This window comes from Sporosarcina sp. P18a, assembly GCF_002743135.1.
Lineage (GTDB): Bacteria > Bacillota > Bacilli > Bacillales_A > Planococcaceae > Sporosarcina.
The window spans coordinates 1-25,864 of sequence record NZ_PDYQ01000009.1; the positions used below are offsets into that span (position 1 = coordinate 1).

At 43.3% G+C, this 25,864-nt stretch carries 24 protein-coding genes, 1 tRNA gene and 1 rRNA gene; 1 reads left to right on the forward strand and 25 read right to left on the reverse strand.

The annotated features are described in order from the left end of the window. The 15 genes from CSV75_RS15325 to CSV75_RS15395 form a co-directional block, all read right to left on the reverse strand. Positions 1–135 (reverse strand): 16S ribosomal RNA (locus tag CSV75_RS15325); the annotation flags it as partial. Positions 136–516: 381 nt separating this feature from the next. Beyond that, positions 517–2,007 (reverse strand): lysine--tRNA ligase, encoded by a 1,491-nt coding sequence (gene lysS, locus CSV75_RS15330; protein ID WP_099676519.1) that lies wholly within the window; start codon positions 2,005–2,007, stop codon positions 517–519. A gap of 160 nt (positions 2,008–2,167) precedes the next feature. Next, positions 2,168–2,683 (reverse strand): 2-amino-4-hydroxy-6-hydroxymethyldihydropteridine diphosphokinase, encoded by a 516-nt coding sequence (gene folK / locus CSV75_RS15335; RefSeq protein ID WP_143565349.1) that lies wholly within the window; start codon positions 2,681–2,683, stop codon positions 2,168–2,170. After that, complete coding sequence (gene folB, locus CSV75_RS15340) at positions 2,680–3,048, reverse strand: dihydroneopterin aldolase (RefSeq protein ID WP_099671486.1); 369 nt, start codon at positions 3,046–3,048, stop codon at positions 2,680–2,682. Before folB ends, folK begins: the two co-directional genes overlap by 4 nt. 21 nt (positions 3,049–3,069) lie before the next feature. Further along, positions 3,070–3,921, reverse strand: a complete 852-nt coding sequence (folP, locus tag CSV75_RS15345; RefSeq protein ID WP_099676520.1) for a dihydropteroate synthase — start codon at positions 3,919–3,921, stop codon at positions 3,070–3,072. Further along, positions 3,921–4,775, reverse strand: a complete 855-nt coding sequence (pabC, locus tag CSV75_RS15350) for an aminodeoxychorismate lyase (RefSeq protein ID WP_099676521.1) — start codon at positions 4,773–4,775, stop codon at positions 3,921–3,923. The genes folP and pabC overlap by 1 nt, the downstream gene beginning before the upstream one ends. Beyond that, on the reverse strand, positions 4,772–6,202 hold the full coding sequence (locus CSV75_RS15355; RefSeq protein ID WP_099676522.1) for an anthranilate synthase component I family protein: 1,431 nt from the start codon (positions 6,200–6,202) through the stop codon (positions 4,772–4,774). The genes pabC and CSV75_RS15355 overlap by 4 nt, the downstream gene beginning before the upstream one ends. 26 nt (positions 6,203–6,228) lie before the next feature. Beyond that, on the reverse strand, positions 6,229–6,870 hold the full coding sequence (locus tag CSV75_RS15360) for a TlpA disulfide reductase family protein (protein ID WP_099676523.1): 642 nt from the start codon (positions 6,868–6,870) through the stop codon (positions 6,229–6,231). Positions 6,871–7,101: 231 nt separating this feature from the next. Next, a complete protein-coding gene (cysK, locus tag CSV75_RS15365; RefSeq protein ID WP_099632542.1) occupies positions 7,102–8,028 on the reverse strand; it encodes a cysteine synthase A in 927 nt (308 codons plus the stop codon). Positions 8,029–8,288: 260 nt separating this feature from the next. Continuing rightward, positions 8,289–9,158, reverse strand: coding sequence for an Hsp33 family molecular chaperone HslO (gene hslO, locus CSV75_RS15370; RefSeq protein ID WP_099632541.1), 870 nt, complete (start codon positions 9,156–9,158; stop codon positions 8,289–8,291). A gap of 12 nt (positions 9,159–9,170) precedes the next feature. Continuing rightward, a complete protein-coding gene (locus CSV75_RS15375; protein WP_099632540.1) occupies positions 9,171–9,935 on the reverse strand; it encodes a type III pantothenate kinase in 765 nt (254 codons plus the stop codon). 139 nt (positions 9,936–10,074) lie between these two features. After that, entirely contained in the window at positions 10,075–12,078 is a 2,004-nt protein-coding gene (gene ftsH, locus CSV75_RS15380) for an ATP-dependent zinc metalloprotease FtsH (protein ID WP_099676524.1), read from the reverse strand. Between the two features lie 131 nt (positions 12,079–12,209). Further along, positions 12,210–12,752: a hypoxanthine phosphoribosyltransferase gene (gene hpt, locus CSV75_RS15385; protein ID WP_085132333.1), complete on the reverse strand. Its 543-nt coding sequence runs from the start codon at positions 12,750–12,752 to the stop codon at positions 12,210–12,212. Positions 12,753–12,771: 19 nt separating this feature from the next. After that, on the reverse strand, positions 12,772–14,181 hold the full coding sequence (gene tilS, locus CSV75_RS15390) for a tRNA lysidine(34) synthetase TilS (protein ID WP_099676525.1): 1,410 nt from the start codon (positions 14,179–14,181) through the stop codon (positions 12,772–12,774). 35 nt (positions 14,182–14,216) lie between these two features. Continuing rightward, entirely contained in the window at positions 14,217–16,616 is a 2,400-nt protein-coding gene (locus CSV75_RS15395) for a SpoIIE family protein phosphatase (RefSeq protein WP_099676526.1), read from the reverse strand. 208 nt (positions 16,617–16,824) lie between these two features. Here CSV75_RS15395 and CSV75_RS15400 point away from each other — a divergent pair. After that, positions 16,825–16,898 (forward strand) — tRNA-Met (locus CSV75_RS15400). Between the two features lie 263 nt (positions 16,899–17,161). Here CSV75_RS15400 and CSV75_RS15405 read toward each other — a convergent pair. The 10 genes from CSV75_RS15405 to spoVT form a co-directional block, all read right to left on the reverse strand. Then, positions 17,162–17,587, reverse strand: a complete 426-nt coding sequence (locus CSV75_RS15405) for a S1 domain-containing RNA-binding protein (protein ID WP_029054887.1) — start codon at positions 17,585–17,587, stop codon at positions 17,162–17,164. Between the two features lie 121 nt (positions 17,588–17,708). After that, positions 17,709–18,122: an FtsB family cell division protein gene (locus tag CSV75_RS15410; RefSeq protein WP_099632536.1), complete on the reverse strand. Its 414-nt coding sequence runs from the start codon at positions 18,120–18,122 to the stop codon at positions 17,709–17,711. A gap of 29 nt (positions 18,123–18,151) precedes the next feature. Beyond that, complete coding sequence (gene yabQ, locus CSV75_RS15415; protein ID WP_099673745.1) at positions 18,152–18,637, reverse strand: spore cortex biosynthesis protein YabQ; 486 nt, start codon at positions 18,635–18,637, stop codon at positions 18,152–18,154. Continuing rightward, positions 18,634–18,930, reverse strand: a complete 297-nt coding sequence (gene yabP / locus CSV75_RS15420) for a sporulation protein YabP (RefSeq protein WP_029054884.1) — start codon at positions 18,928–18,930, stop codon at positions 18,634–18,636. The genes yabQ and yabP overlap by 4 nt, the downstream gene beginning before the upstream one ends. Before the next feature lie 125 nt (positions 18,931–19,055). Next, positions 19,056–19,352, reverse strand: a complete 297-nt coding sequence (locus CSV75_RS15425; protein WP_099632534.1) for an RNA-binding S4 domain-containing protein — start codon at positions 19,350–19,352, stop codon at positions 19,056–19,058. Then, positions 19,349–20,809, reverse strand: coding sequence for a bifunctional methyltransferase/pyrophosphohydrolase YabN (yabN, locus tag CSV75_RS15430; protein ID WP_099676527.1), 1,461 nt, complete (start codon positions 20,807–20,809; stop codon positions 19,349–19,351). Before yabN ends, CSV75_RS15425 begins: the two co-directional genes overlap by 4 nt. Positions 20,810–20,814: 5 nt before the next feature. Beyond that, on the reverse strand, positions 20,815–22,407 hold the full coding sequence (locus CSV75_RS15435) for a putative polysaccharide biosynthesis protein (RefSeq protein WP_099676528.1): 1,593 nt from the start codon (positions 22,405–22,407) through the stop codon (positions 20,815–20,817). Positions 22,408–22,458: 51 nt separating this feature from the next. After that, on the reverse strand, positions 22,459–23,052 hold the full coding sequence (gene ytaF, locus CSV75_RS15440) for a sporulation membrane protein YtaF (protein WP_099676529.1): 594 nt from the start codon (positions 23,050–23,052) through the stop codon (positions 22,459–22,461). Between the two features lie 471 nt (positions 23,053–23,523). Continuing rightward, the gene (locus tag CSV75_RS15445; protein WP_099676530.1) at positions 23,524–24,729 is read right to left on the reverse strand and encodes an NAD(P)-dependent malic enzyme; all 1,206 of its coding nucleotides are present in this window, start codon (positions 24,727–24,729) and stop codon (positions 23,524–23,526) included. A gap of 576 nt (positions 24,730–25,305) precedes the next feature. After that, positions 25,306–25,842 carry a stage V sporulation protein T gene (gene spoVT, locus CSV75_RS15450; RefSeq protein WP_099632529.1) on the reverse strand — a complete coding sequence of 179 codons (537 nt, stop codon included), beginning with the start codon at positions 25,840–25,842 and terminating at the stop codon, positions 25,306–25,308. Positions 25,843–25,864 lie beyond the last annotated feature (22 nt).

Consider the following 25,864-nt stretch of genomic DNA (forward strand, 5'->3'; position numbering starts at 1 on the left):
AGGGCAGGTTGCCCACGTGTTACTCACCCGTCCGCCGCTAACTGAAGGAAGCAAGCTTCCAACAGTTCGCTCGACTTGCATGTATTAGGCATGCCGCCAGCGTTCGTCCTGAGCCAGGATCAAACTCTCCATAAGAGAAATTCGATTAGCTCGAGTTTCATTTGCTGGCATCAATTAAGATACTCATTTTGTTTATGTCACCGTTAGGTGCACAAACTGTATTTCGTTAACGTTTTGCTGTTCAGTTTTCAAGGTTCATTCAGTTGATCTCTCGTAAGAGACAACTTTTTAATAATAACATCTCATCGTTTCGTTGTCAACACTTTTAGTAAAAACTTTTTCGTTATGTTTTTCGCTAAGTCGCTAACTTCAAAAGCAACTTCATAAATATACCACCCGTTTTCAAAAGATGCAACTGTTTTCTTAAATTCTTTTTGATTTTCTTTTACATTCTATTAAAACACTGTATTTCGGCAATAAAAAAACAGCTCCAATATTGCTATTGGAGCTGTCATATCAGTCTTTAGGACGCATTTGAGGGAATAGTAGCACGTCACGGATTGATTGCGAGTTCGTCAACAACATGACGAGGCGGTCGATTCCGATGCCGAGTCCACCTGTTGGTGGTAGTCCGTATTCCAATGCCGTAATGAAATCTTCATCCATTTCATGCGCTTCATCGTTTCCTTGTTCTTTTTCCACCAACTGCGATTCAAAGCGTTCGCGCTGATCAATTGGATCATTCAACTCCGTGAAGGCATTCGCGTGTTCACGGCGTACAATAAATAGTTCGAAGCGATCTGTGTATCTCGGATCTTCCGGATTCTTCTTTGCAAGCGGCGATACTTCTACTGGATGTCCATAGATGAATGTTGGCTGGACAAGTTCTTCTTTTACTTTCTGCTCGAAGAATTCATTCAGTACATGACCTACTTCCATAGAAGGAGTTACTTGTACGTTATGCTCTTTTGCTAGTTCATGCGCTTGTTCTTTCGTCAGTTGCTGCCAGAAGTCTACACCTGTAAACTCTTTGACTGCGTCTGCCATGTGAAGTCGCTTCCAGCGCGGTGCTAATTCGATTTGATCTTCACCGTACTGGATAGTAGTCGTACCCAGTACTTCTTGAGCGATATGCGCTACAAGATTTTCTGTTAATTCCATAATGTCGTTGTAATCCGCATAGGCTTCATATAACTCGATCATTGTGAATTCAGGGTTGTGACGTGTGGACATTCCTTCATTACGGAATACACGTCCAATCTCATATACTTTCTCAAGACCTCCAACGATCAGGCGCTTTAAATGTAATTCGATAGCGATTCGCATATACAATGTCATATCGAGTGTATTGTGATGTGTAACGAATGGGCGGGCCGCTGCTCCCCCCGCTATTGCGTGAAGCATAGGTGTTTCTACTTCAAGGAAGCCTTGTCCATCCAAGTAATGACGCATCGATTGAATGATCCGGCTGCGCATAATGAATGTTTCTTTGCTACCTTCTGTCGATATTAAATCCAAGTAGCGCTGACGATAGCGTTGTTCTACGTCTTGTAGACCATGGAATTTCTCAGGCAACGGACGCAACGCTTTCGTTAAGAACGTAAACTTTGTTGCTTTAATAGAAAGTTCTCCTACTTTTGTTTTGAAGATAATACCTTGGACACCGACAATGTCCCCAAGATCTGCAGAAGTAAATAGCTTATAAGCCTCTTCACCGATAGCGTCCAAACGTACGTAAATCTGAATTTGACCTTCAAGATCTTGAATGTGAGCAAACCCAGCTTTACCTTTTCCACGCTTTGTCATGATGCGACCAGCAATAGTTACCTCCTGCTCGTTTTCTTCTAAATCCTCTTTTGACTGCCCTTCATATGTAGAGCGTATCTCGCTTGTTAGATGTGTGCGTTCAAAACGCTGACCGAACGGATCTAAACCATCTTCACGTATATCATTCATCTTCTGGCGTCTCACCAAAAGCTGATCATTCATTTCATCCATATTGGACATTTCCTTTCACTCCTTCATACTTTGACCGTCCCTATCCTCGGAATCAGTCGTCTGCAACTATTGTACACAAATTTCAGGCCTAACAAAAGGACAAACAGTCATCTCGTTCCATTGTATAGAAAAAACTGCCTTATTATAGAGCAGTTTGGCCATTCAATGTTCAATCTTGTCGTAAAAACTCTTCGACTCGTCCAATCTTTTTCCAAAGATTTATCCCGTCTTCTTTTATCGCCAGTTCTTCACGATAAAGAGTTCCTGTTATAGGATTCTTTACATCCTTATTAATCTCAACTAGCGGAACGAGCACGAATGCACGCTCTTGCATACGTATATGCGGAATGATCAAATTCTCTAATTGGATGTGACTCTCGTTATAAAGCAAGATATCCAGGTCTACTGTTCGGGGGCCCCAACGTATTTTACGCATTCTACCAAGCTTATTTTCAATAGACTGGCACACACTCAATAATTCCGTTGCTTCTAATGTCGTGCTGAGCTTTACCACGATATTCAAAAACTTCGCTTGTTCCGTTAGTCCGACTGGATCGGTTTCGTATACGGAAGAAACTATTGACACATTAATAGAAGGATGTTCATTTAACAACTGCACAGCTTGCTGTAAATGTTCAAGGCGATTGCCTATATTTGATCCCAGTGACAAATAGGCGTTATTCAGGAGAAACGCCCCCTCGTGATTTCCACGGAAACGGATGAATAATGTCCACGAATCGGTGGATCCGGTTTTATAAGCAAGACACGTACACCGTTTACCTTTTCTGCAAAGTCTGTCATGATCGTCCCGGCCACTGTTTCAGCCACCGTCTCGATCAGATGAACCGCTTCACCTTCCACGATGTTCTTACACATCTCATACACTTCTGCGTAATTCATTGTTTTCGATAAATCATCCGTCTGTCCGGCCTCTGCAAGATCCGTAGCCAATGAAACTGTCAGCCGAAAACGTTGTCCGAGTTTATTCTCTTCAGGCAATGCGCCGTGGTAACCGTAAAACTCCATATCATTTAAATGAATATAATCCATGAAATCCCTCCATTTTATCGCTTACCCAGTGTATGCTGCTTTCTTAGTCAATACATCCATCATCTTGACCATCCGTGAGATTTCCTTCACATCATGAACACGCATAATATGCGCGCCATGCTCAATACCGTAACAAACCGTTGCACCCGTACCCTCCATACGTTCTTCCACTGGTAGATCAAGCAATTTACCGATCATGCCTTTACGAGACGTACCGAGTAAAACCGGATATCCGAGTTCCGCAATCGAAGACAACCCTTGCATTGCTAATATATTCTGCTCGAGATCTTTCGCGAAACCGATGCCTGGATCCAGCCAAATCATCTCTTCATTAACTCCAGCCCGCTTTGCAATATCGATACTCTCCTGCAAATCTTCTATAATAGCCCCCATGAACGGTAGCTGGTAATCACGATTTTCACGGTTGTGCATCAAAATGATAGGCACACCATAGCGCGCCGCCACTTCCGCGATCGCCGGTTCCCGCTTCGCGCCCCACACATCATTAATTATACTTGCGCCCGCTATAATTGCCGCTTCCGCCACAGCTGCTTTTGACGTGTCGATTGATAATACACAGCCGAGTTCCCTCGCGAGTACTTCGATGATTGGTACAACACGATCTATTTCCTCTTCAACTGAAATAGGCGTGTACCCTGGACGAGTGGACTCTCCACCGACGTCAATGATTTTCGCACCGTCTGCAAGCATTGTCCGCGCATGTTCAAGCGCCAGGTTTTGCCGACCATATTTTCCACCATCCGAAAATGAATCCGGTGTGACATTCAATATCCCCATAATCACTGTTTCTTCGCTAAAATTAATCGTCGTTCCACCCAATTTATAAGATGCACGTGCTTTTGATAATTCCATCACTGGTCACTCACTTTCATTCGATTGATTGCCTCTTGATAACTCGCATGCAACCGTTGATAAATCGGTCCTTCCTTGCCAGAAAACATCACTTCTCCTACCTGACGAATTGGCACTAGCTCCTGGATCGCGTTGGTAATAAATACTTCTTCCGCTGATTCAAGCGCTTCCTGCATATACAACCCTTCGTTGATAGGCAACCCTAGTTCTCCAGCCATTTCGATGACAAACGCACGCGTCGTACCAGGTAAGATCCCCGTCTCCAAAGAAGGTGTATACAACTCGCCTTGTTTCACCCAAAATACATTCGATGTAATACCTTCTGCCACATAGCCGTCCGAAGTAACAAATAGACCTTCTGTTTCTTTCAATGAAGGTAATTCCAGACGCCCTTTTACATTATTTGCATACTGGTGTGACTTATGACGAACGACACTTTCCGGTTCATTACGCGTTGTCGCAAGCCAGACGCCCTCTTTTTCCGTATGTGCAGGCGGTAGAATAAGTACTTTTTGGAAGATTAGTACATTAGCTTGTTCATATTGTGTAGGTGCAAGCCCGATATCATGCACACCCGCTGATACGTTCAAACGATAATAGCCATCTACACAACCATTTTCTTTATACAAAGAATGTATAGCTGATAGAATCTCTTCATCACTATATGGCATTTTAATACGGAAATCAGCCAATGCCGACCGCAAGCGAATCATATGCGATTTGTAGAGGAATACTTCTCCGCCATACGTGCGGAATGTCTCGAAAAAACCCAGCCCGTAAAGAAATCCATGATCAAAAGGTGATATCAGCAGTTCTTCCGCGACTACTCGCTTACCGTTCATCCAGCAAATCAATACAGTTGCTCACTTTCATCACGAATCGCCAACTCAGCCATTTCTTTCGCTTGCCATAGCGCTTTCGCTTTATTAAGAGACTCTTGATATTCAGCAGCAGGATCCGAATCGGGTACTAAACCAGCACCCGCTTGGATATGCACGATGCCCTCTTGAATGAATGCTGTACGAATCGTGATATTCAATTCCATGTCTCTGTTGAAGCCTATCCAACCCATCGATCCAGTGTAGAGCCCTCTACGAGTCGGCTCTAGCTCCTCAATGATTTCCATCGTACGCAATTTAGGATCTCCCGTAATGGAGCCACCAGGGAATACTCCATGCACAATAGATGCCAGATCTTCAGAGGACGCAGTACCACGAACATTCGATACCAAATGCATGACGTGCGAATACTTTTCGACGACCATGAATTCATCCACTTCCACTGTACCTTCCTGACAGATGCCTTCAAAGTCCGCGCATTCGAGATCGACAAGCATCTTGTGCTCACCTATCTCCTTTGTGTTCGATATCAACTCTTCCTGCAATGCAAGGTCTTCTGCTTCCGTCATCCCACGCTTTCGTGTACCGCCAATTGGTCGCGTGCTCAATTCAGTACCGCGCTTTTTCAACAATAATTCAGGCGAACCGGAGACTACTTCAAAATTCGGTGCCGCCATATAGGCCATATAGGGTGAGGGATTGAACGAGCGTAATGCTTCATACATCAATAAAGATGGTGCGACGAGCGGTTTTGACTGTCGTACAGACAAATTCACTTGCACGACATCTCCGTTCTCAATGAATTGCTGTACATCGCGCACCATTTGCTCGAACTGTCCTCCTGTTACAGAAACTTGTAAATCTTCTTCTGTAACGCCCACGTCTATTGCTTGTCCAGTAGTAAATTGACGATTCAGCAGACCTGTTTGTGATGCTTCGGTCCATTCCTTTACCATACTGTCCAGTGCGTGCCGTTTTTCAGGCAATGCCATAAAGTAGACGTCTTCTTTTTCTATATCGAACACAGCCCATTGATCAAAAAGATAAAAGAATACGTCAGGCGTCGTCAAGTCGTCCATCGCGAGAAGCGGTAGAGCCTCATAGCGTCTGACATAATCGTAACTGACCATCCCAATCGCCCCTCCTTGAAAGGCAGGTAAATCTTTCTGATGCTCTAGGTTATATTTCGCCATAAAGTCATTCAACAAAACTAGCGGATCTTCTCCCGTCAGCAATTCTTCTTTGCCATCGCGCCATTCTAAACGTAGACCTGTTTTGGTTGCATTGAACGTCACAAGCGGATCAAGTCCTGCCACACACATCTCCCCGCCACGACCACTCTCCAATAAAACATGCCGGTTTTTCCCTGTTGCAAGTTGGCGATAGGCATAAAAGAATTCGTCTTTTGTCATTGAAGCTGTCTGATAGGCTACTGTATTCATGCTAGTTCCCCCTGCGTCTCTAGTATTTACTCCGCGTTACTTTCCTCTATTAACTGTTTGATCATCGTATCATCCAACGGCAGCATCACTTTATCCGTGATTACACCATCTTTATTGATAATATACGAAGTCGGATAGACTTTTATCTGATACATTTTCATTACTTCGCTGTCCTTATCCAATAAAATTGGAAACGTTAATTTATATTTATCGACGAAATCTTTCGCACTCTTTACCTTCTTCTTCTCAGTTTTCGTCATGTTGACTGCGAGTATCTCCATATCATCGGACTCTTTATTGTGTGTATAGTACTTTTCCATATGTGGCATTTCAGAACGGCATGGCGGACACCACGAGGCCCAAAAGTTCAACATGACCGTCTTGCCACGGTAATCGGACAATTTGACTGTGTCACCTGAAAGTGTAGTTAGTTCGAAGTCCGGAGCCAAATCTCCTTTAGCCAGTCCAGGCTTATCCGTATCCGTAGTAGTTTGCCAATCTTCAGGTAAACGATCAACCACATCTTTCGGCAAGCTCTCCATATTCAAATCCTCGTAACCAGGAAGGCCGCCCGTCTCCTCCTTAATTTCCTGTTTTAATAAGAAAATTATCGTGCCCATGACAATCACAATTAAAACTGACGCTAGTATGCTCCACTTTTTATTCACAGTGAGTCCCCTCTATTCTATGTATAACTAGATTGGTTCGTCTCAATTATACAGAATTTCACCCACTGATAACAGCCTGACGATTGCGCAGTTTTTTTACTGGATATAAAAAGAAACTGCCGCTAGAAGCAACTTACTACTTCTAGTGACAGTTTCATATATGCAAGGAATCAAATGACGTCAATGAAATCAATACAGTGCTAGCAAATGAATGCTACGATACCTTATTTCTTACTCTTCATCAAACTGATAAAGAGGTGTGCTCAAGTAACGCTCACCGTTAGATGGAATGATCGCTACTACCGTTTTGCCTTTGCCTAGCTTCTTCGCCACTTGCAACGCAGCTGCAATCGCCGCGCCTGAAGATACTCCGCCAAGGATACCTTCTTCACGAGCCGCACGACGCGCAAACGTATATGCGTCATCATTGGAAACTTTGATAATCTCATCATAGATTTCTGTATCCAATACTTCCGGCACGAATCCCGCACCGATACCTTGAATTTTATGTGGTCCTGGCTTACCGCCAGATAATATCGCTGAATCTTCCGGCTCTACCGCTACGATATTAATTCCAGGGAAACGCTCTTTTAGCACTCCGCCTGCTCCTGTAATTGTACCGCCCGTCCCGATTCCCGAGATAAATGCATCTACTTGATCCAAGGCATTCGCGATTTCGGGTCCCGTTGTCAGACGGTGAACTTCTGGGTTTGCTTCATTATTGAACTGCTGCGGTAGGAACCAACCGTTTTCTTCTGCTAATTGCTCGGCTTTCGAGATTGCACCCTTCATTCCTTCAGCTCCAGGAGTCAATACTAAATCCGCTCCGTATGCGCGAAGTAAGTTGCGTCGCTCTAAGCTCATGGTGTCTGGCATGACAAGTACAGATTTATACCCTTTCGCTGCCGCAATCATAGCAAGCCCAATTCCTGTATTGCCACTAGTCGGTTCGATGATTGTACTATTTTCTTTCAGATCACCGCTTTTTTCTGCCGCCTCGATCATGGCAAGCGCAATACGATCCTTGACGCTTGAGCCGGGATTGAAGAATTCAAGTTTCAAATACACATCTGCGTCATCTGCACCTGTCAAACGATTTAATTTTACTAACGGTGTGTTACCTACCAAATCAATAACTGAATTTCCCACTCTACTCATTTGTCATCCGCTCCCAATACCAAGTATTTTAATATGTTTTATTGACTTAATATTACTACCTTCTATTTTACTTGTCAATATAATCATTCGGAAGATTATGGTTTTTCAATCCCCCGCTAAACAGGTTGATCTGCAAGGCGGTATCCTTTGCGCGGATGCTGATAGCGCTTTCCAAATTGATTATATAAGTTCATGTAAATTAGTAAATTACCCGCTACCGCAAAACACTTTCGGCAACGGGTGAGTAGTTTAGAGTAAAATCAAAGTAATTCACGAAGCTCTTGCTCAGAGAATTGATACTTCTCCAAACAGAAGTGGCATTGCGCTTCTGCACCATGATCTTCATCGATCATCGCTTGAATTTCTACAGCTCCAAGTCCTTTAATAGCTTCACTAAAACGTTCCTTGGAACAATCACAATCAAACTTCACGTCGATTCTAGAGAGGAATTCCACATGTTCCTGGCCTAGTACTTCTTCCAGGATTCCTTCAGGTGTCAATCCGTTGTCAATCATAGTAGAAATCGCTGTCATGTTCGCGATTCTTCCTTCTAGCAATTCAATCGTCTCTTCCGTAGCACCTGGCATTACTTGCAGAATAAAGCCACCTGATGCTTTAACCGTGTTATCTGGATTAACGAGTACGCCTAACGCCACAGCGGATGGCACTTGTTCAGATACTACCATGTACTGGGTGAAGTCTTCGGCAATTTCCCCGGAAATAATCGGTACTTGCCCCGTAAAGTAATCTTTCAACCCTAGATCTTTTACGATCGACAGCATACCTTCCGTACCAACTGCTCCACGAACGTCTAATTTACCTTGTTCATTTAGCGGCAAGTGCGTTTGCGGATTCGTTACATAACCACGAACTTCCCCTCTAGCATTAGCATCCACGACAATTGGACCAAGTGGACCATCGCCCTGAATTTTTACCGTAATGCTATCATCGCCTTTTAACATAGCACCCATCATGACTGACGCTGAAATCGTTCGTCCTAAGGCAGCAGTCGCTGTCGGCCACATTTGATGACGCTTTTGTACCTCTCCCACCGTTTCTGTTGAACGCACCGCATACGCACGAATTTGCCCTTCAAATGCCAATGCTTTTACTAAGTAATCTGTTGTCATTTTATTCTCTCCTTACAAGTTTCTTTCATAAATCAGATGTAATCCTTTTAGCGTCAGGAAGTCATCTACAATATCAATCACTTCGGTTTCAGATGCAATTAATTCTGCCATCCCACCTGTCGCGATTACAGTAGGTTCGACTGCACAATCTTCTTTTATACGATTGACTATTCCTTCAACCTGTCCAACGTAACCAAAAATAATACCCGACTGCATAGCAGCAACGGTGTTCTTACCTACTACATGCTCCGGCCGTGCGAGTTGAACGCGCGGTAGTTTAGAGGCACGATCAAACAATGCTTCCATAGAGATTTTAATGCCGGGAGCGATGGAGCCACCCATGTATTCGCCATGTTCATTCACATAGCAATACGTGGTAGCTGTTCCAAAGTCTACGATAATGAGCGGGCTCCCGTATTCGCGAATCGCTGCCACCGCATTGACAATCCGGTCTGCACCGACTTCTCGAGGATTTTCATATTTGATATTTAATCCTGTTTTCACACCAGGTCCAACGACCATCGGCTTTTGATTAAAGTACTTTTTACACATTTGCTCTAACGGGAACATAACAGGCGGCACTACGGATGAAATAATAATGCCCGTGATGTCAGCGAATGAAATCCCCACGTGTTGGAACATTGCCTTTACTTGCATGGCGTATTCGTCTTCTGTTTTATGTCGGTAGGTTTCCATCCGCCAGTGGTGCTTTAGTTGATCCCCTTCATATACACCTAACACAATATTCGTATTGCCTGTATCTAATACTAATAACATAGTCGTTGTCCCCTCTTACTTTGACTTTTTCCCGTACATCATATCATAATTTCACATCGAGATACTGTGAATGCGTACTGAACACGTTTCCCCCTCATAAGAAAACAGCCGACTGTATACAGTCGGCTGTTGGGTTCGCTTAGTCTCTACGTTCTTCATCAATAGACGGCAATGTCTTATCTACCGCTCCACCTTCACGTGGCAAGTCACCGATTGACGGGTCAGATGGCGCACCCGTGCTATCCGGGATTGTAGTTTCCGCAGGGGATTTTTCTACAATTTTCTTGTCATCATCGTTGTTGTCGTAAGGACGATCAGGTAAAGTACCGTGATCCTTCAAGTGATTGATTTGTTCCGCATCCAACGTTTCAACTTCCAATAAAGTGGTTGCAATCAGATTAAGCAACTCTCGGTTTTCAGTCAAAATTTGTCTTGTGCGTTCGTATTGTTCTTTGATAATTATTTGCATTTCAGAATCAATCTCGTATGCGATTGCTTCAGAATAGTTTTGTTCAGAGTTAAAGTCACGTCCAAGGAATACTTGGCTGCCTTGCGTCTGCCCGAACTGCATCGGACCGATTTTATCACTCATTCCATATTCTGTAACCATCGAACGCGCAATACCTGTAGCACGCTGGAAGTCGTTATGTGCACCGGTTGATACATCACCAAGTACAATTTCTTCTGCTACGCGTCCACCTAGAAGACCCGCAATTTTGTCGAGGAGTTCAGGTTTTGTCATGAAGTAGCGGTCTTCTTTCGGAAGCATAACTGCGTATCCGCCAGCTTGCCCACGAGGAACAATCGTTACTTTATGGACGATTTCCGCATCGTCAAGCATTAAGCCCACAACTACGTGACCCGCTTCGTGGAACGCAACGATATTTCGTTCTTTTTTCGAGATGACACGATTTGTTTTCGCAGGACCTGCAATCACACGATCCGTCGCTTCATCAATGTCAGACATATCGATTTTCTTTTTATCTCTTCTCGCCGCCACAAGAGCCGCTTCATTCAATAAGTTCTCAAGATCTGCACCAGAGAATCCTGGAGTACGTTGAGCAAGAGCTTTCATATCGACTGTATCATCAAGTGGTTTGTTTCGTGCGTGAACTTTCAACACAGCTTCTCTTCCTTTAACATCAGGACGGCCAACCGTAATTTGACGGTCAAAACGTCCCGGACGAAGAAGTGCCGGGTCCAAAATATCCGGACGGTTTGTAGCGGCAACGATAATAATTCCTTCGTTTCCTTCAAATCCATCCATTTCTACCAGCAATTGGTTCAATGTTTGTTCACGCTCATCGTGACCGCCGCCTAAGCCGGCTCCACGCTGACGTCCAACTGCATCAATTTCATCAATAAAAATAATACATGGTGAGTTTTTCTTGGCATTCTCAAATAAATCGCGCACTCGAGAAGCACCTACACCTACGAACATCTCAACGAAGTCAGAACCTGAAATCGAGAAGAATGGTACGCCTGATTCACCTGCTACTGCACGTGCAAGCAATGTTTTACCTGTACCTGGAGGTCCTACTAGCAAGATCCCTTTTGGAATCCGTGCACCTAACTCCACAAACTTACTAGCATCTTTCAAGAAGTCCACGACTTCTTCAAGCTCAGCTTTTTCCTCATCTGCACCTGCAACATCATTGAAACGTACTTTCTTCCGATCGTCCGTTTGCAGTTTCGCTTTACTTTTCCCGAAGTTCATCACCTTGCCGCCACCGCCGCCTTGTGATTGGTTCAGTAAGAAGAAGAAAAGGATAATAATAATTATGAATGGTACGAGTCCTGTAAAGAACGATACCCACGCGCTTGTTTCTTTTGGCGGTAGGATTTCAATCTCAGTACTTGTCGTTTTGACAATTTCACCGATACTGTCCATATCATTTTCTGGAATGTTCGTTACGAAAGTTTCACCTTTTTCGTAGCCGGCCATTTCCCCTTTTACTTCATACACAAGCTGTAATGGTTGAAAAGTTGCTTTTTCGACTTTTCCTTGTTCCAGCGCTGTGACGAATTCATCATACCGAATTGGTTTCATCTTCGGATTTGGATTGTTAAGCGAACTGAAAATACCCATAATTGCTAGGAAGATCAATCCATATAAAAGAAAGTATCGAAGTATTCGATTCATCCCAAGCCTCCTCATCTCATTCAACAAAAACTAAACAGAAAACTATTGTAAATTTTAGCATAGATTAACACTACTTAACAAAAGAAATGCCTTACGGAAAATAGCCTTCAATCCGGTTCATTGCACATTCGTCAGAAAGAGTAAATTTCCTTCTTCAATACCCCGATGTACGGTAAATTACGGTATTTCTCTGCATAATCCAAGCCGTACCCAACTACGAACGCGTCCGGTACGTCAAAACCTACATAATCGGCTTTTAAATCTACTTTACGCCCTGTTGGCTTATCCAACAGCGTTACGATCTTGATAGAGTTTGCTTTTCTGTATTTAAACAGCTCCACTAAGTAATTCAATGTCTTTCCACTGTCAATAATATCTTCAATAATCAACACGTCGCGACCTTCTATGCTAGTGTTCAAATCTTTGATGATTTTCACTTCACCTGATGAAACTGTCGCATTCCCATAACTAGAAACATCCATGAAATCTAACTCGATATACGTATCAATGCGTTTGATCAAGTCACTCATGAATGGTAATGCACCTTTGAGTACACCGACTGCTAATGGGAATTTTTCACGGTACTCTTCAGTTAATGTTGCTCCGAGTTCTCGGACTTTCTCCTCTAGTTGCTCTTCTGAAATTAAAACATGCTCGATATCTTGCGCGATCATCGGCCCGTCCCCCTCTATTTTATCTTGTCTCGCCTTCTCGCGTAATCCATATGTATGAATCGCCTTCCGGTTGGCGGCGTGAAAACATCTCACTATACCGTACACCAGGTACTGCACATACAGTACCGCTTGCTGTCGTAATGACAGGCTGCTGTTGCCTTTGCATGATCCCTATCTTTTCGTCAATCAATATCCGATTCACACGTTTTGGATCGGACATTCCTTTGATCAACATTCTGTCTCCAGTCATCCGAAGCCGTACAGTTAACGGTAGTTCCGACTCAGGTAATTGAAAATACCTGACTTCATCGGAAGGTGAGCATTCTTCTATTATATGTGCGTTGGCATGATGCCAGTAAAACTGAATATTCCCCCACGTATGCCAAGTACCTTTTGCGAGTACTTTTGGACGAAGGGATGCTGTGTCTATATCCATTTTTGTAATTAGCAGTTTATCATATTCCCTGATAAACCGATAGCCATACACCAAATCAATTGCGACGTTTCCGTCTGAGTTCGTAATGTGCTGTAACAGTTCATCCACTAATGCAAAATGCCACTCAGCGTTCTCTGTTGCTGGGTTAGTTAGACATTTTAATAGTAGTTGAATCACGCGCTTTTGTAAAGCGTGGGGAATAGCAAGAAATGCCTCCCGTTGAAAAGAGGGAAGCTGCTCATGCGTATACGTAACAATCGAACGCCAATGTTGATCCGCAAGCTCATTCAGCAAGCTTTCATCCGCTTGCCTTTGTTCCGTCTGGCGAACCGTGTTGACCGCGACGGATGGATTTTCGTCCATCAAGACTGGTAGCACGTGATGTCGCATACGATTACGCAAATAATTGTCTTGCTGATTACTTGGATCTTCTCGGAATGTGATGTCGTGATGTGACGCATACATGTACAATTCGTTCTTTCTCAATGGAAGAAGTGGACGTATGACTTTACCCAAGTCAATTGTCCGTTGTATTGGCATACCATTTAATGATTGCCCCTTACTCAATTGAATCAGCACCGTCTCTAGTTGGTCATCTGCATGATGGGCCGTTGCGAGAACCGTGAACCCCTCGCTTTTCATCGTTTGTTCGAAACACGCATAACGCTGTTGCCGACACACTTGTTGCATATTACCACCCTGGCTTTCCAAGATAGTCGGAATAGGTACTTGTTCAGAATAAAAGGGTAGCCCGAATTCCTCGCACAGTTGCTTCACAACAAACGCATCTTCAGCAGATTCAACTCCACGCAACATGTGGTCTACATGGATGGCCGCTACCTCAATGACCAGAGATTGCTGATGCGTCGCAAGAAAGTGAAGCAGTGCCATGGAATCCACACCACCCGAACACGCGACCAATACACGAGAGCCGGGAGGAATCAACGTTTGCTTGTCAATAAACTTTAATACCTTCTGCTGCAAACTTTTCATGATCCATCTCCCTCCTCTCTCTATTCTACCATTGTTTAGCTAGAAATGATTCGAGGTTGCTTATTAGCTTTTGACCACTTTGGTACAATATGACCGACTTTCATTACGAGAATCGTCCGATCATCTTCTACTGACTCAAATACCCGTTCCATCTCCATCATTACTTGATCGGCAATCGTCCGGCAATCCATATCTTTAAAACGTTCTATCGTTTGATTCATCACGTCTTCTTGAATATCAAGCGGTATATCCCCATTAAATATGCCGTCCGTCATCATAACGACGATATCACCGGACTTGAGCTTTTCGTTTTTCGCCTCTATAGAAAATGAAGGCAAGAAGCCAAATGGTACCGTTTTGCTGTCTAACCGGATACAATCATCACTTCTTTTAATGTAGGTACTCATCGAACCTGCCTTCCACGACCACAGTCGCCCTTCTTGTAAATCAATTAACGCCAAGTCGAGCGTTGCATACATATCATCCAGTCCATTTAACGCCATCATATAATGCAAGGTATGGATCGCCGTTTCCGGATCCATTTTTTGACCCAGACATTCCCGCATCAGCCGGATTACCTTTCTACTTTCGTGGTATGCATTGATATCTTGTCCCATTCCGTCCGACAACAATACAGCCGACAAGCCTTCGTGAATCTTGAATAACTCATACGCATCGCCACCATTGAACGATCCCTTCCCGGCTGTTGTGACGATATCGTAATCAAGTGAAAAGCGAACAGCGGAACTAAAGGTCAATTGCACATGTGGGAACGGGAATGGCTGATAAGTCGATTTTGAAATATGCATCGGTTCATCGTACATTTGCTCCAAGATGGGCAGTAATAAATATTCTCCAACCGTCGTTTCCGCTTCAAAATCCGCCTTTTTTTCCGGTACAGAAATCACAATTCTGCAGGCACCCCGTTCTTCCGATAATATATCTATTTGAAAAAACTCTATGGCTTGTGATTGTAAACGATTCGCAAGCTCTTCTTCAGCCAACTTATACGTAGTCAGATCTTCCTTTACTTCTCTCATAACTTTTTCAATATGCGTACTCATATCGCGTAATTGCAATGCTAGCATCTTTCGACCATGCTGTAACTGCCCCATCAATAATTTATTGGCCCCTCTCTCCTCCAATTCATTCATTAACCCCTTAAAACGTAGACATTTATATTTCATCTTCTGTTCAACACGTACACGAGCTGCTTTCTTCGTTGCAGAATAGGTGGTTTCCCATTCGTCAATCAACGGTTCTATACTGTCCTCTTCACTTTCCCAACACTTGCGGTAACGAAAACAGGATTGACAAATAGATGGTACTTGACTTGTCGCTGCCACTTCCTCTTCGGGGGACAGACGATCATTCACGAGCGTTGACATGAAATGAGCAAACTGTTGGAACTCCTCTAACTGCCCATCCAGTTTATCCGCGAGCCATTGCTGTCGTTTTTCCGATATTCCTTCTTGTTTCGGTAATAAAACCTGTCGTATTTGACTTAATTTGCGCGAAGGTATCAATATAAACAGTAAAGCTGCGGCGCCAACTGTGGAAAAGTGAACAGTATCAAGAGGCAGCGTCGCATCATATAGAAGGAAAAAGAGCGAAACAAAGACACTGCCGGTGATGACCCCAAGCTTTCCAAAGCGTTTTAGTGAACCCGCCAACAAACCAGTCATACCATATAACGCCATCATGCCCGTAAAGGACAATTCTGATACACCTATGATCAACGCGATAATCATTCCGACGGTTGTAGCGAACGGCACTCCCCCAACAACTGCAGCTACAAATATCGCTAAAAACAAGAATACCCCAGCAACCGATACCGTACCGATTTGGAACCCTCCCATTCCGGTGGCTGCAAGCGCTCCCACAATACACATTGCACTGATCTGCTCGGGATTCCACGGCCCATACAGCATTCTTTCTATAGAAGGAAAAGCTAGTAACATGAAAATGGTCATGAACAATGCAAGCAATGCTTCTAACCCTATAGACAACTGAACCGCTAAAGGTAACATCCCGTCGCCGTATTTTACGAGCTGCCAGATTAATTGCGGAATAATCATTCCTCCAGCCACAGCGATTGGAATAGACCTTTTCACGACTGGAATCTTTATAATTGAATGAAACAGTAATAATTGCGCCAAATGAATGACAGCTTGTCCCACCCCAAGAAACGCGCTGCCCGCCATTCCACCTATAAATACGTAGATCATGTGTTGACGGTAGCGCATACTTGCTAATGCCCAGATTGGCAAGAAGAATGGTACTGCCATATCGAATACTACTGCTTGTGATAGAAAGAATGATCCTACCAAGAACAGTAGGGCAGTTAGCAAGTATACTTTACGATTCATAAATTCTTGCCAGTATGCCCTGAACATCTGCAAAATTGGTCGCTCCATATTGTCAATCATCTTCATTTCCCATACCCCCTATGTTCTCTTACGTAAAACTATACATGGGGTTCACGAGAAAATTTGTCTGTTTGTGGCGGCATATTCACAAAACATTTCGACGTATTCCGTATGCATATTTTTTAGTAAAAGATATGTTGACACTTCTCCAAATGCCTAGTATGATAAGAGACGTTGTATATGGAATTACCTCATTTCATTGCATCAATATCTTGGCGGCGTAGCTCAGCTGGCTAGAGCGTTCGGTTCATACCCGAAAGGTCGTGGGTTCGACCCCCTCCGCCGCTATAATAGTAAATCAAAAAATGATTCGAGGAACGCATATGAACTTTGGTTAACGTCGATTCAGTGCGATTTGGATTACGATTCTTTTATGGGTGCGTGAGGGGCGGTGTTAAGTTTTGTTTTGCCGACAACGAGCCAGAACATTAATCAAGTGTGCCTAGCTCTCGACTCCGAATTTCGCGCATAAAAAAACGCATGCTCCATAATAGGGAACATACGTGTAGGATGTCATCTGATTTTAGTTTACAGTTGAAACAGTCAGCAAGTTATCCTCTTCTGGCTCCACGACCGCCACGCTTGGACTCTGTTGCTCTCTTTAAGGTAGTTAGACGTTCTTCGCTGTCCTTCATGAACTTTGCCATCTTCTGTTCAAAATTCTCTGGTCGTTCAAAGCTCGGTTTGCTTCCTTGACGAGGTCTAGTTGGACGTTGTGGACGCTGTGGACGTTGTTCTGACTCAGGTTTAGCCTTACGGATGGAAAGACCGATTTTACCGTCAGATCCCACATTCATTACTTTGACTTCAACCATATCGCCGACTTTTAAATGATCATTAATATCTTTGACATAATTGTCAGCTACTTCACTAATATGGACTAATCCTGTGGACCCGCTTGGCAATTCAACAAATGCCCCAAAATTTGTGATCCCGGTTACTTTACCTTCTAACTTGCTGCCTACTTCAATTGACATAAAAAAAATGCTCCTCCTTAAGTTTTAAGCGGCTCGTAAGCCTATCAACCATATTGGCAGTGCCTGTATTTTACAGGCTCCTACTTATATTATAGCCAACAAAAAAAGAGTGTCAACATGACTACTCTTTTCTTATGTCTTTTTCTGACTCTTTTTTCTTATCAGGAATTGAAAAAATGATCTCATTGGACTCTGAAAGAAAATATTCTTTCCGCGCGAGTTTAGCAATATACTCGTCATCGTCCAATCGAATCAACTGCGTTTTCAGTTGTTCTTGCTGTTCTTTCAAATCCTCTAGTGTAGCCGTTGCTTGAGCTTTTTCCTTATGTTTGGCTGCCAGGATTTCTTTTTGACCGGCATTCATATTGAATAAACTTCCAGCAACCACACAGACGATGACAAAAAATACGGCCAGCCGATTACGCAAGCGTTTTTGTTGTGCTTTTTTAAAATTTTCTTTTTTTTGCATGGAGCGCACATAGTCTGTATCGATTGATGTCACATTCTTTGTTGAAGGGTTCTGTGTTTTTTTCATGGCGCACACACCTTTCTGGCGTAGTTCTACTATTGCACTCTATTATATAGTACTCTGCATTTATTTTGAAGGAATTTCCCTATGTTCTTTACTAATCTTAGAAACGGTGATGTGATGAATGACAGAATAGAGACAATTACATAGAAAATCCGTTGAATCGTTAGGTAGACAAGACGAATGATGAGCCAAATCGGCCTAAGCACCACAAGTAACAGTAGCCTACCTACGAATCTCACAGGATAATGGAAGATGGCTGCATACAATAACAGGCCACTAACCTGTGCGACGGGGTCATACATTCTCCATGCCCCATCGCGTACCATCATTAATACCCAAAACGACATAATGCCTAACATAATCCAGATAAGGCATTCAAACCAGAATGCCCACCTTCTAATGAACGAACGTTTATCGCACCCGGCGACAATGGTTCCGAATAAATCCAGTACAATTCCAGCAGTAATTCCTGTCCCGATCATCGCCAACAGACTGAAGAACTGGACGGATAGGCTCATCCGAATAGTTTATGGAGGAAATTGCGTGAGCCTGCTTCTTCGTCATCATATTGAAGTGTTTGGACTGTGCCTTCAAGCGTTAGCAGGCCCTTGTCCACGTCTAGATGTACAATACGCAGTTCCTCCCCACGGATTTGCAGTACGCCTAGCGATGTTCTAACGAGAAATTCCTCCTGGTCAAAGCGGTCGATCGTTTTCACGGATGTGAGGTCCATTCTTTTGCGATTGCGCATCGTCACTACGTGGTCTCCTGATGGAATAGTATACATGGAGCTGTCTGTTTGAATCTGCATATGCGTCCCCCTTCTCTAGTACGTTCCCCTTATCATATGCAGAGGCTTGGCCAAACATGACAAGCCGTTTTTAAGTTGAGGTGCAAATTCTATATTCTAAACCCTTTAGTCTGTCTCGTTGTTAATTAGTTTGCCTCTTCGTCATCCACAAACTCAGGCTCCACTTTCTCTAAGCGCTCTTCGCTAGTGATTGTGTACATACCTGCTGCATCTTCTTTTTTCGTTGACGCCTTCAGCTCATTTACCGTAGCATTAACGATCTTTTGGCCGAAACGGATTGAAAGTTCATCACCTGGTTTGACAACGGACGATGCTTTGGCTACTTTTCCATTAATCGTAATTCTACCTTGGTCAGCCACTTGCTTCGCAAGCGTTCGGCGTTTTATAAAGCGTGATACTTTTAAAAACTTATCGAGTCTCATTTAGTTCCTTCCTTTCGTTTAGCCTGTTGCCAGAATTCTTCTAGTTCGTCTACTGTATAACTTTCAAATTTTCCGCTTCCTTGTTTCACGGATTGCTCTACGGACTGAAAACGGGATTTGAATTTTTCGTTGGCATGCCACATGGCTTCTTCTGGTGAGAGCTTCAGGAATCTTGCGATGTTGACGATAGTGAACAATACGTCTCCGAGCTCGTCTAGCTGTTGCTCCGGTCCACCACTTTTTACTTCTTCCTGAAATTCTTGCCACTCTTCCTGGAACTTGTCGAAAGCTCCTTCTATAGATGGCCAGTCAAACCCCAGTTTGGCTGCAGTCTTTTGGTAATTATAAGATGTCAGCAAGGATGATGCCAAACGTTCTTGTCCTTCAAACAGCGTAGGCGGTTTAGGTTTTTCCTGCTCCTTGATGGCTTGCCAGTTCGTCAACACTTCTTCCGTTGTGTCAGCTTGCGTTTGCGCAAATACGTGTGGATGACGACGTATCATTTTGGACCCTACAGTTTCGAGTACGTCTTCCATCGAGAAGTACCCATTGTCTTCCCCGATTTGTGCATGAAGAAAGACTTGTAGTAAAACATCTCCCAGTTCTTCGATAATAGCGTCATCATTTTCTTCATCGATGGCCTGGATCAACTCAAAGGATTCTTCGATTAAATAGCGCTTTAAGGATTCATGCGTTTGTTCGCGATCCCAAGGGCAGCCATTCGGTCCACGTAACGTTGCGATGATGTCCCTGAACGAACTCCACTCTTTTAGTCGTTGTTGGTGATCAGGTAGCGGCGGTACATATACAGTCGTCAAATTATTCAATGTTACTGTACGGTCAAGCTCAAACAGTGGGATTTCAGTTAATTTTTCATCTTGGGAACCGGCGGACGTAACAATGGTGACAACGTGATGATCGGGATATTTCTCCATCAAAGACAATTTCACATCTGAAGCGACGAATGCGTCATACACTTGTCCTATTAATACGTGCTGATCCATCCGTACATCGTCACGTTTCATGTCAGTCCCATCCAGCAACTGAAATCCTTCAATTGGATCAATACGCAACGCTGTAAAAATCGGATCTAAAAAGCTACTACCACCTGCGATATGAAGTTCAATATCACCTGTACGTTCTTTTTCAATTAATAGTTGGACCGTACGTTCCGCTACGAGCGGGTGGCCTGGCACAGCGTATGTAATCGGCTGATGCGTACTCAGTTCGAGAAGTTTATCAACAATTTGCCGATAGACGTCTTCAAATGCATCATTTGCTTCATAGATTGAATCAAAACTTTCCATCTTTAGCCCTTCCGAACGCAATTCTGCAATTACAGGATGTTCTTCCGTGCGAATATAGAGATGGTCCGCTTGTTTCAATAATCGGTACGTGCCTAGCGACAATTGCTCTAAATCACTTGCGCCAAGTCCGATAACAGTTATTTTGTTCACATAATTCACCTTCTATTTTTAGTTAGCCATAGTTGAGCAGTCGCCAATCGTTTTCCGAAAGGCAGTAAGTACCACTCTTTTTCTTTCATTATACGTGATTTCAAGATGACGAAAAGGAATATGATTGCTCCAATTGTGACAGCAGACAATGCAGTGAACATTGAGCTAGTGCGTGAGGATAATCCATCAAATAGCCATGAATCGACTAGAAGCATCCAAGGAATCAATACCCCCGCCATTGCCACGCCGGCAATAATCAGCACGATATAAAAACGTCGCGAAGCTAGTGGGAATCTCCAAAATCTCTTAAAGTAGAGAATCAATAACACAGCAACGACTGCGAATGAAATAGTACCCGATGCAGCGGCACCTTCAATTCCATACTGGCGAACCATCAATGGTGTAGTTGACAGTTTTATTACGATTCCCAGCAGCATGAGTAGCAACGGCCCACGCACTTTACCACTTCCTTGAAGAATTGCTGTTAGCGGTAAAATAATCGACAACCAGAAAATCTGTATACAGAAGATGATTAGCGCAACAGAGCCTGCTCGTGATTGAAATAGCATTTCATTGACGAAAGGAAGTACAAGAACCAATCCGATCGTCGCTGCCCAACCGAATAAAATGGATGTCCGGAACGTCAAGCCAATGAACGGTAAGGCACCCCGTCCATCATTTTTAGTGGCATGGTGCGCGATTAACGGCACGAGTGCTAGCGCCAATGTAGATGCTAGCAAAATACCCATTTGCGCAAGCGGCTGTCCCCTATCATAAACACCTTTCATTTCCATGGCGGTCTCACTCATTGCCCCTGCCTCGACTAATGCGTTATAGATCGTAAAAGAGTCCACCAATTGAAATACCAGTAAAATTAATGAACTTGCACTTACGCCAATGCTAATCTTGGTCAAATCTTTCATCACTTGCCATGGCTTTACAGTAGCTACCGCCAAACTTTTCCGCTGTAGGAAGAACCAAGTCAGGATCAAAACACCTACCACTTCTCCTGTAACCGCCGCCCACATCGTAATTTCTCCTATTTTATAAAGTGATGTTCCTGCACGTATCGCAATCCACGTACCTGCAAGTACGATGATCACCCTGAACAACTGCTCCGAGACGTTGGAAATCGCTACAGGTATCATTTGCCCTTCTGATTGAAAGACTCCCTTCAGTACAGCTAGGAACGGAAGTACGAGAACGATATACGCACCAGCCTGCAAAACGGGCGCCAATGCGGTATCTCCCATTAGTTCAGCAAAGAAAGATGAACCTGAACGCAATAATAGAAAGGTTCCTACTGATAAAACGAGAAGATATGCGAGTGACACACGTAAAATCCCACGTGCTTCCCTGGGATTTTTGCTTTCCGCAAGCATTTTAGACACCGCGACAGCAAAACCCGAAGACGTCCAAACGATAAATATTCCGATAAACGGATACACTTGCTGATAAATATAGAAACCTTTATCTCCAACTAAGTTTTGAAATGGCACACGATAGACCGCGCTCAGCACTTTGACGATGATGGCGGCAATAGTTAGAATCGATGCACCTTTCATAAACGACTTCATATTCCATTTAGTCAACGCCATATACGCGCCTCTTTCATTCGATGATGATTTCTAGTATACCATTTCATCACGTCAGAATAGGCGTGTGACCGCAATCAATAAAATAATAACTCCACTCATGAATGTTCCGAACTGCCCTACTGACATCTTGCCAATCCGCACGCCTGCCAGTCTTGCGCCCAGTCCTACGCCAATAGACAATGTAATATAACTACCGACAGCCGCTGATAATGCGATTGCAATCGGCGACAATGTTAGAAGACCTGCTCCGACACCATTCGTTAGTGCATTCGCGGAAAGCGCGATACCAAGCAGTAAAGCTTCTCCAACGCTAATATGCGAAGATCCGTCAAAATCCATTTTTTCCGGTTCACTAAATACATTTGCTTGATGTTTTCTTGGTTGACGAAAGGCAATAATCATAATACGTATTCCAATAATGCTAAGTACCGCAAACGCTATCAGATCGGGTAGTATGCCCGGTAACATTTCAGCCAGCCACGCACCGGCGACAATGCCTATTAAACTAAAGATAAAACAAATTGCCGCAATGAATGCATTCGATGTAAATGGAATCCGGACTTGCTGTACACCATAAGAAAGTCCAACTCCAAAGTTGTCAATGCTAGATGAAACTGCAAAGCCTGCAATCAGTAGCCAAGTCATTTCGCTCCCCCATTTGGTTTTATCATACTATACGCGCGCAATGAGGCAGGCGTGTGTGCGCTAGACGCGTAATAGAACCGGACTTTTCCATGAACGTGGGTAGACTGTGTGGTAAATGTAGATAGAAGGGGACGAATTTAGGTATCCGCTACAAACTATGGTGAATCTAGGACTTTATTATAGGTACCGCCTAATTTTACGACATGTAATTACACGTTTACGGTCGGGATCTAATACGTTCATAAACGCATTGAGCGGTTACCAAACAAGTATGATCGCTTACACAGTATGATAGAGCGCTTGCAAGAATTTATGAGTACCGCTACCCTGCACTTATTCCTAGTCTGTGAGCCAATAACCAACAGTCCACCCAGAACGTCAAACAACGCCCCGTCCGCATCAACCACTCACTTTACAAATTAAAAAACGTCTTCCCTATCCGTGATAGGGAAGACGGGTCTCTATTCATCTTCATCTGGGTGTAGGCAAAACCAATTCCTTCGCTACCGATACACCTGTACGCATCGCTGCCTTTCCTACTGCGTGCGCAACAATTGTAGGAATACGATCATCAAATGGATCCGGAATGATGTAATCATCACGTAGGTCCTCATCTTTGATCAAATCAGCAATCGCATATGTTGCTGCAAGTTTCATCTCTTCATTGATCTCAGTTGCTCTAACATCTAGTGCTCCACGGAAGATACCAGGGAATGCCAAGACATTGTTGACCTGATTAGGATAATCGGAACGGCCTGTCGCGATAATACGTACGCCATACTCATCTGCCAATTCGGGCTTTAACTCGGGCATTGGATTTGCCAGTCCGAATACGATAGGATCTGTATTCATTAGCGCTATCAATTCCTTCGTCAGCAAGTTTGCAACAGATACACCAACGAATACGTCAGCACCCTCCATTGCAGCCTCTAATGAACCCTCTATTTTTTCTAGGTTTGTGATGCGTGACATTTCATGCTTAATGTCATTCATCGCATTCTCGCGACCTTCAAAAATAATGCCTTTGGAATCACACATAATAATGTTTTTGAAGCCCATACTCAACAATAATTTCGTAATCGCAACTCCAGCGGCACCTGCACCATTTAATACTATTTTTACATCTTCTTTTTCTTTTCCTACTACTTTTAATGCGTTAAGTAAACCCGCACCTACTACAATTGCCGTTCCATGCTGATCATCATGGAAGATTGGAATATTACATTCTTCACGCAATCTACGTTCAATTTCGAAACAACGTGGAGCCGAAATATCTTCAAGGTTTACAGCACCAAATGTCGGGCTCATAGCTTTTACGATATTGACAATTTCATCTACATCTTTTGTATCCAGACAAATCGGGAATGCGTCAATCCCTGCGAATTGCTTCAGCAATAGAGCTTTCCCTTCCATTACCGGCAAAGCTGCTTCAGGGCCGATATCTCCAAGACCTAGTACAGCCGTTCCATCTGTTACAACTGCAACCAAGTTCCCTTTGATTGTATATTCATACGCAAGTGATGGATCATGAGCAATTTCCACACAGGGTTCAGCAACTCCCGGTGAGTACGCCAAACTCAAATCCTCTTTATTCTCTAGTGGCACTTTCGAAACCACTTCCATTTTTCCATTGTGAATTTGATGCATGTGTAAAGAAGATTTGTATTTCCTGTTCATAATATCGCTCTCCCTGTCTGGTTTTTTATTGTTCATTCGTGTTGGTAGTGATTATAAGCGCAAATGCGAAGTAATTACAAGCACCAATTTTCTATTAACTCCAAAAATTGAAAATTCGTAAGCGGTTACATTGCCTTTGCCTCGGGTTTTTCAGGACATAAAAAATTTTTGAAAAAAGTTTTGACTTTTATGCTTTTTCGTAGTATGTGAAACCTTTCACTTTTCAATTTGTGCCTTGTGAAGCCCTTCACTAAGGGCTTTTGTGAAAAGATTCACGTAAAGAAAAGTGATGCCAAAAAGCGGTTTATGGATGTAGTATGTGAAAAACTTCACTTTTTAAGTGTTGGAAAATAGTAACTTGTATTTTGTGTCACACGGACCAAATTAGGAATTATATGCAAGTAAAATCATTGCCTACCTACCAATTAATAGGTTAAATAATGTCCCTTTACATATCATGATTCTGATAATAAGATGCACAATTTAATTTATAGTAAATTACACATCAAAAAAACTCACAATAGATACATCTATTGTGAGTTTGAATTAAAAACTTAATATTTATATCAAATCCGTTTAGCTTTCCATCTGTTTTGACAGGAAGTTGGCTGCCGTCTCTGCCGCTTTTTGCTCGACCTCTCCGACAAAATGAACTTTTGACAGCAAATAGACCGCACCGATTGCATCGCCATTTGTAATGATTGGTACAATACAATAAGACTTAATCTGCTCTACTTGACCTGGCACCCATTCTACCGTCTTCTCATGCTTTTCCACGACAGTAGATCGGCCGTTCAGGATTTCTTCGCATATCGGGGCTAATTGTCTGTTCATATAGTCCTTTTTTGCAAGACCTGCTACCGCTAGCATCTCATCGCGATCACTGATCAGTGTAGGTGTACCAATTGTTTCATAAAGTGATTCTGCATATTCTGCCGCAAATTCGCCAAGCTCTGAAATAGGTGAATACTTCTTTAAAATGACTTCCCCTTCTCGATCAGTGAATATCTCCAAAGGGTCCCCCTCACGAATGCGAAGTGTCCTTCTAATTTCTTTTGGTATAACTACTCTTCCCAAGTCATCAATCCTGCGGACAATACCCGTTGCTTTCATGTATAATGCCTCACTTTCTCGA

Excerpts from the sequence above, each read along its gene's own strand:
- lysS (WP_099676519.1), bottom strand. The coding sequence starts at position 2,007 with ATGTCCAATATGGATGAAATGAATGATCAGCTTTTGGTGAGACGCCAG.
- folB (WP_099671486.1), bottom strand. The coding sequence starts at position 3,048 with ATGGATTATATTCATTTAAATGATATGGAGTTTTACGGTTACCACGGC.
- folP (WP_099676520.1), bottom strand. The coding sequence starts at position 3,921 with ATGGAATTATCAAAAGCACGTGCATCTTATAAATTGGGTGGAACGACG.
- CSV75_RS15355 (WP_099676522.1), bottom strand. The coding sequence starts at position 6,202 with ATGAATACAGTAGCCTATCAGACAGCTTCAATGACAAAAGACGAATTC.
- cysK (WP_099632542.1), bottom strand. The coding sequence starts at position 8,028 with ATGAGTAGAGTGGGAAATTCAGTTATTGATTTGGTAGGTAACACACCG.
- hslO (WP_099632541.1), bottom strand. The coding sequence starts at position 9,158 with ATGACAACAGATTACTTAGTAAAAGCATTGGCATTTGAAGGGCAAATT.
- CSV75_RS15375 (WP_099632540.1), bottom strand. The coding sequence starts at position 9,935 with ATGTTATTAGTATTAGATACAGGCAATACGAATATTGTGTTAGGTGTA.
- ftsH (WP_099676524.1), bottom strand. The coding sequence starts at position 12,078 with ATGAATCGAATACTTCGATACTTTCTTTTATATGGATTGATCTTCCTA.
- hpt (WP_085132333.1), bottom strand. The coding sequence starts at position 12,752 with ATGATCGCGCAAGATATCGAGCATGTTTTAATTTCAGAAGAGCAACTA.
- tilS (WP_099676525.1), bottom strand. The coding sequence starts at position 14,181 with ATGAAAAGTTTGCAGCAGAAGGTATTAAAGTTTATTGACAAGCAAACG.
- CSV75_RS15395 (WP_099676526.1), bottom strand. The coding sequence starts at position 16,616 with ATGAAGATGATTGACAATATGGAGCGACCAATTTTGCAGATGTTCAGG.
- CSV75_RS15405 (WP_029054887.1), bottom strand. The coding sequence starts at position 17,587 with ATGTCAATTGAAGTAGGCAGCAAGTTAGAAGGTAAAGTAACCGGGATC.
- CSV75_RS15410 (WP_099632536.1), bottom strand. The coding sequence starts at position 18,122 with ATGAAAAAAACACAGAACCCTTCAACAAAGAATGTGACATCAATCGAT.
- yabQ (WP_099673745.1), bottom strand. The coding sequence starts at position 18,637 with ATGAGCCTATCCGTCCAGTTCTTCAGTCTGTTGGCGATGATCGGGACA.
- yabP (WP_029054884.1), bottom strand. The coding sequence starts at position 18,930 with ATGCAGATTCAAACAGACAGCTCCATGTATACTATTCCATCAGGAGAC.
- CSV75_RS15425 (WP_099632534.1), bottom strand. The coding sequence starts at position 19,352 with ATGAGACTCGATAAGTTTTTAAAAGTATCACGCTTTATAAAACGCCGA.
- CSV75_RS15435 (WP_099676528.1), bottom strand. The coding sequence starts at position 22,407 with ATGGCGTTGACTAAATGGAATATGAAGTCGTTTATGAAAGGTGCATCG.
- ytaF (WP_099676529.1), bottom strand. The coding sequence starts at position 23,052 with ATGACTTGGCTACTGATTGCAGGCTTTGCAGTTTCATCTAGCATTGAC.
- CSV75_RS15445 (WP_099676530.1), bottom strand. The coding sequence starts at position 24,729 with ATGAACAGGAAATACAAATCTTCTTTACACATGCATCAAATTCACAAT.
- spoVT (WP_099632529.1), bottom strand. The coding sequence starts at position 25,842 with ATGAAAGCAACGGGTATTGTCCGCAGGATTGATGACTTGGGAAGAGTA.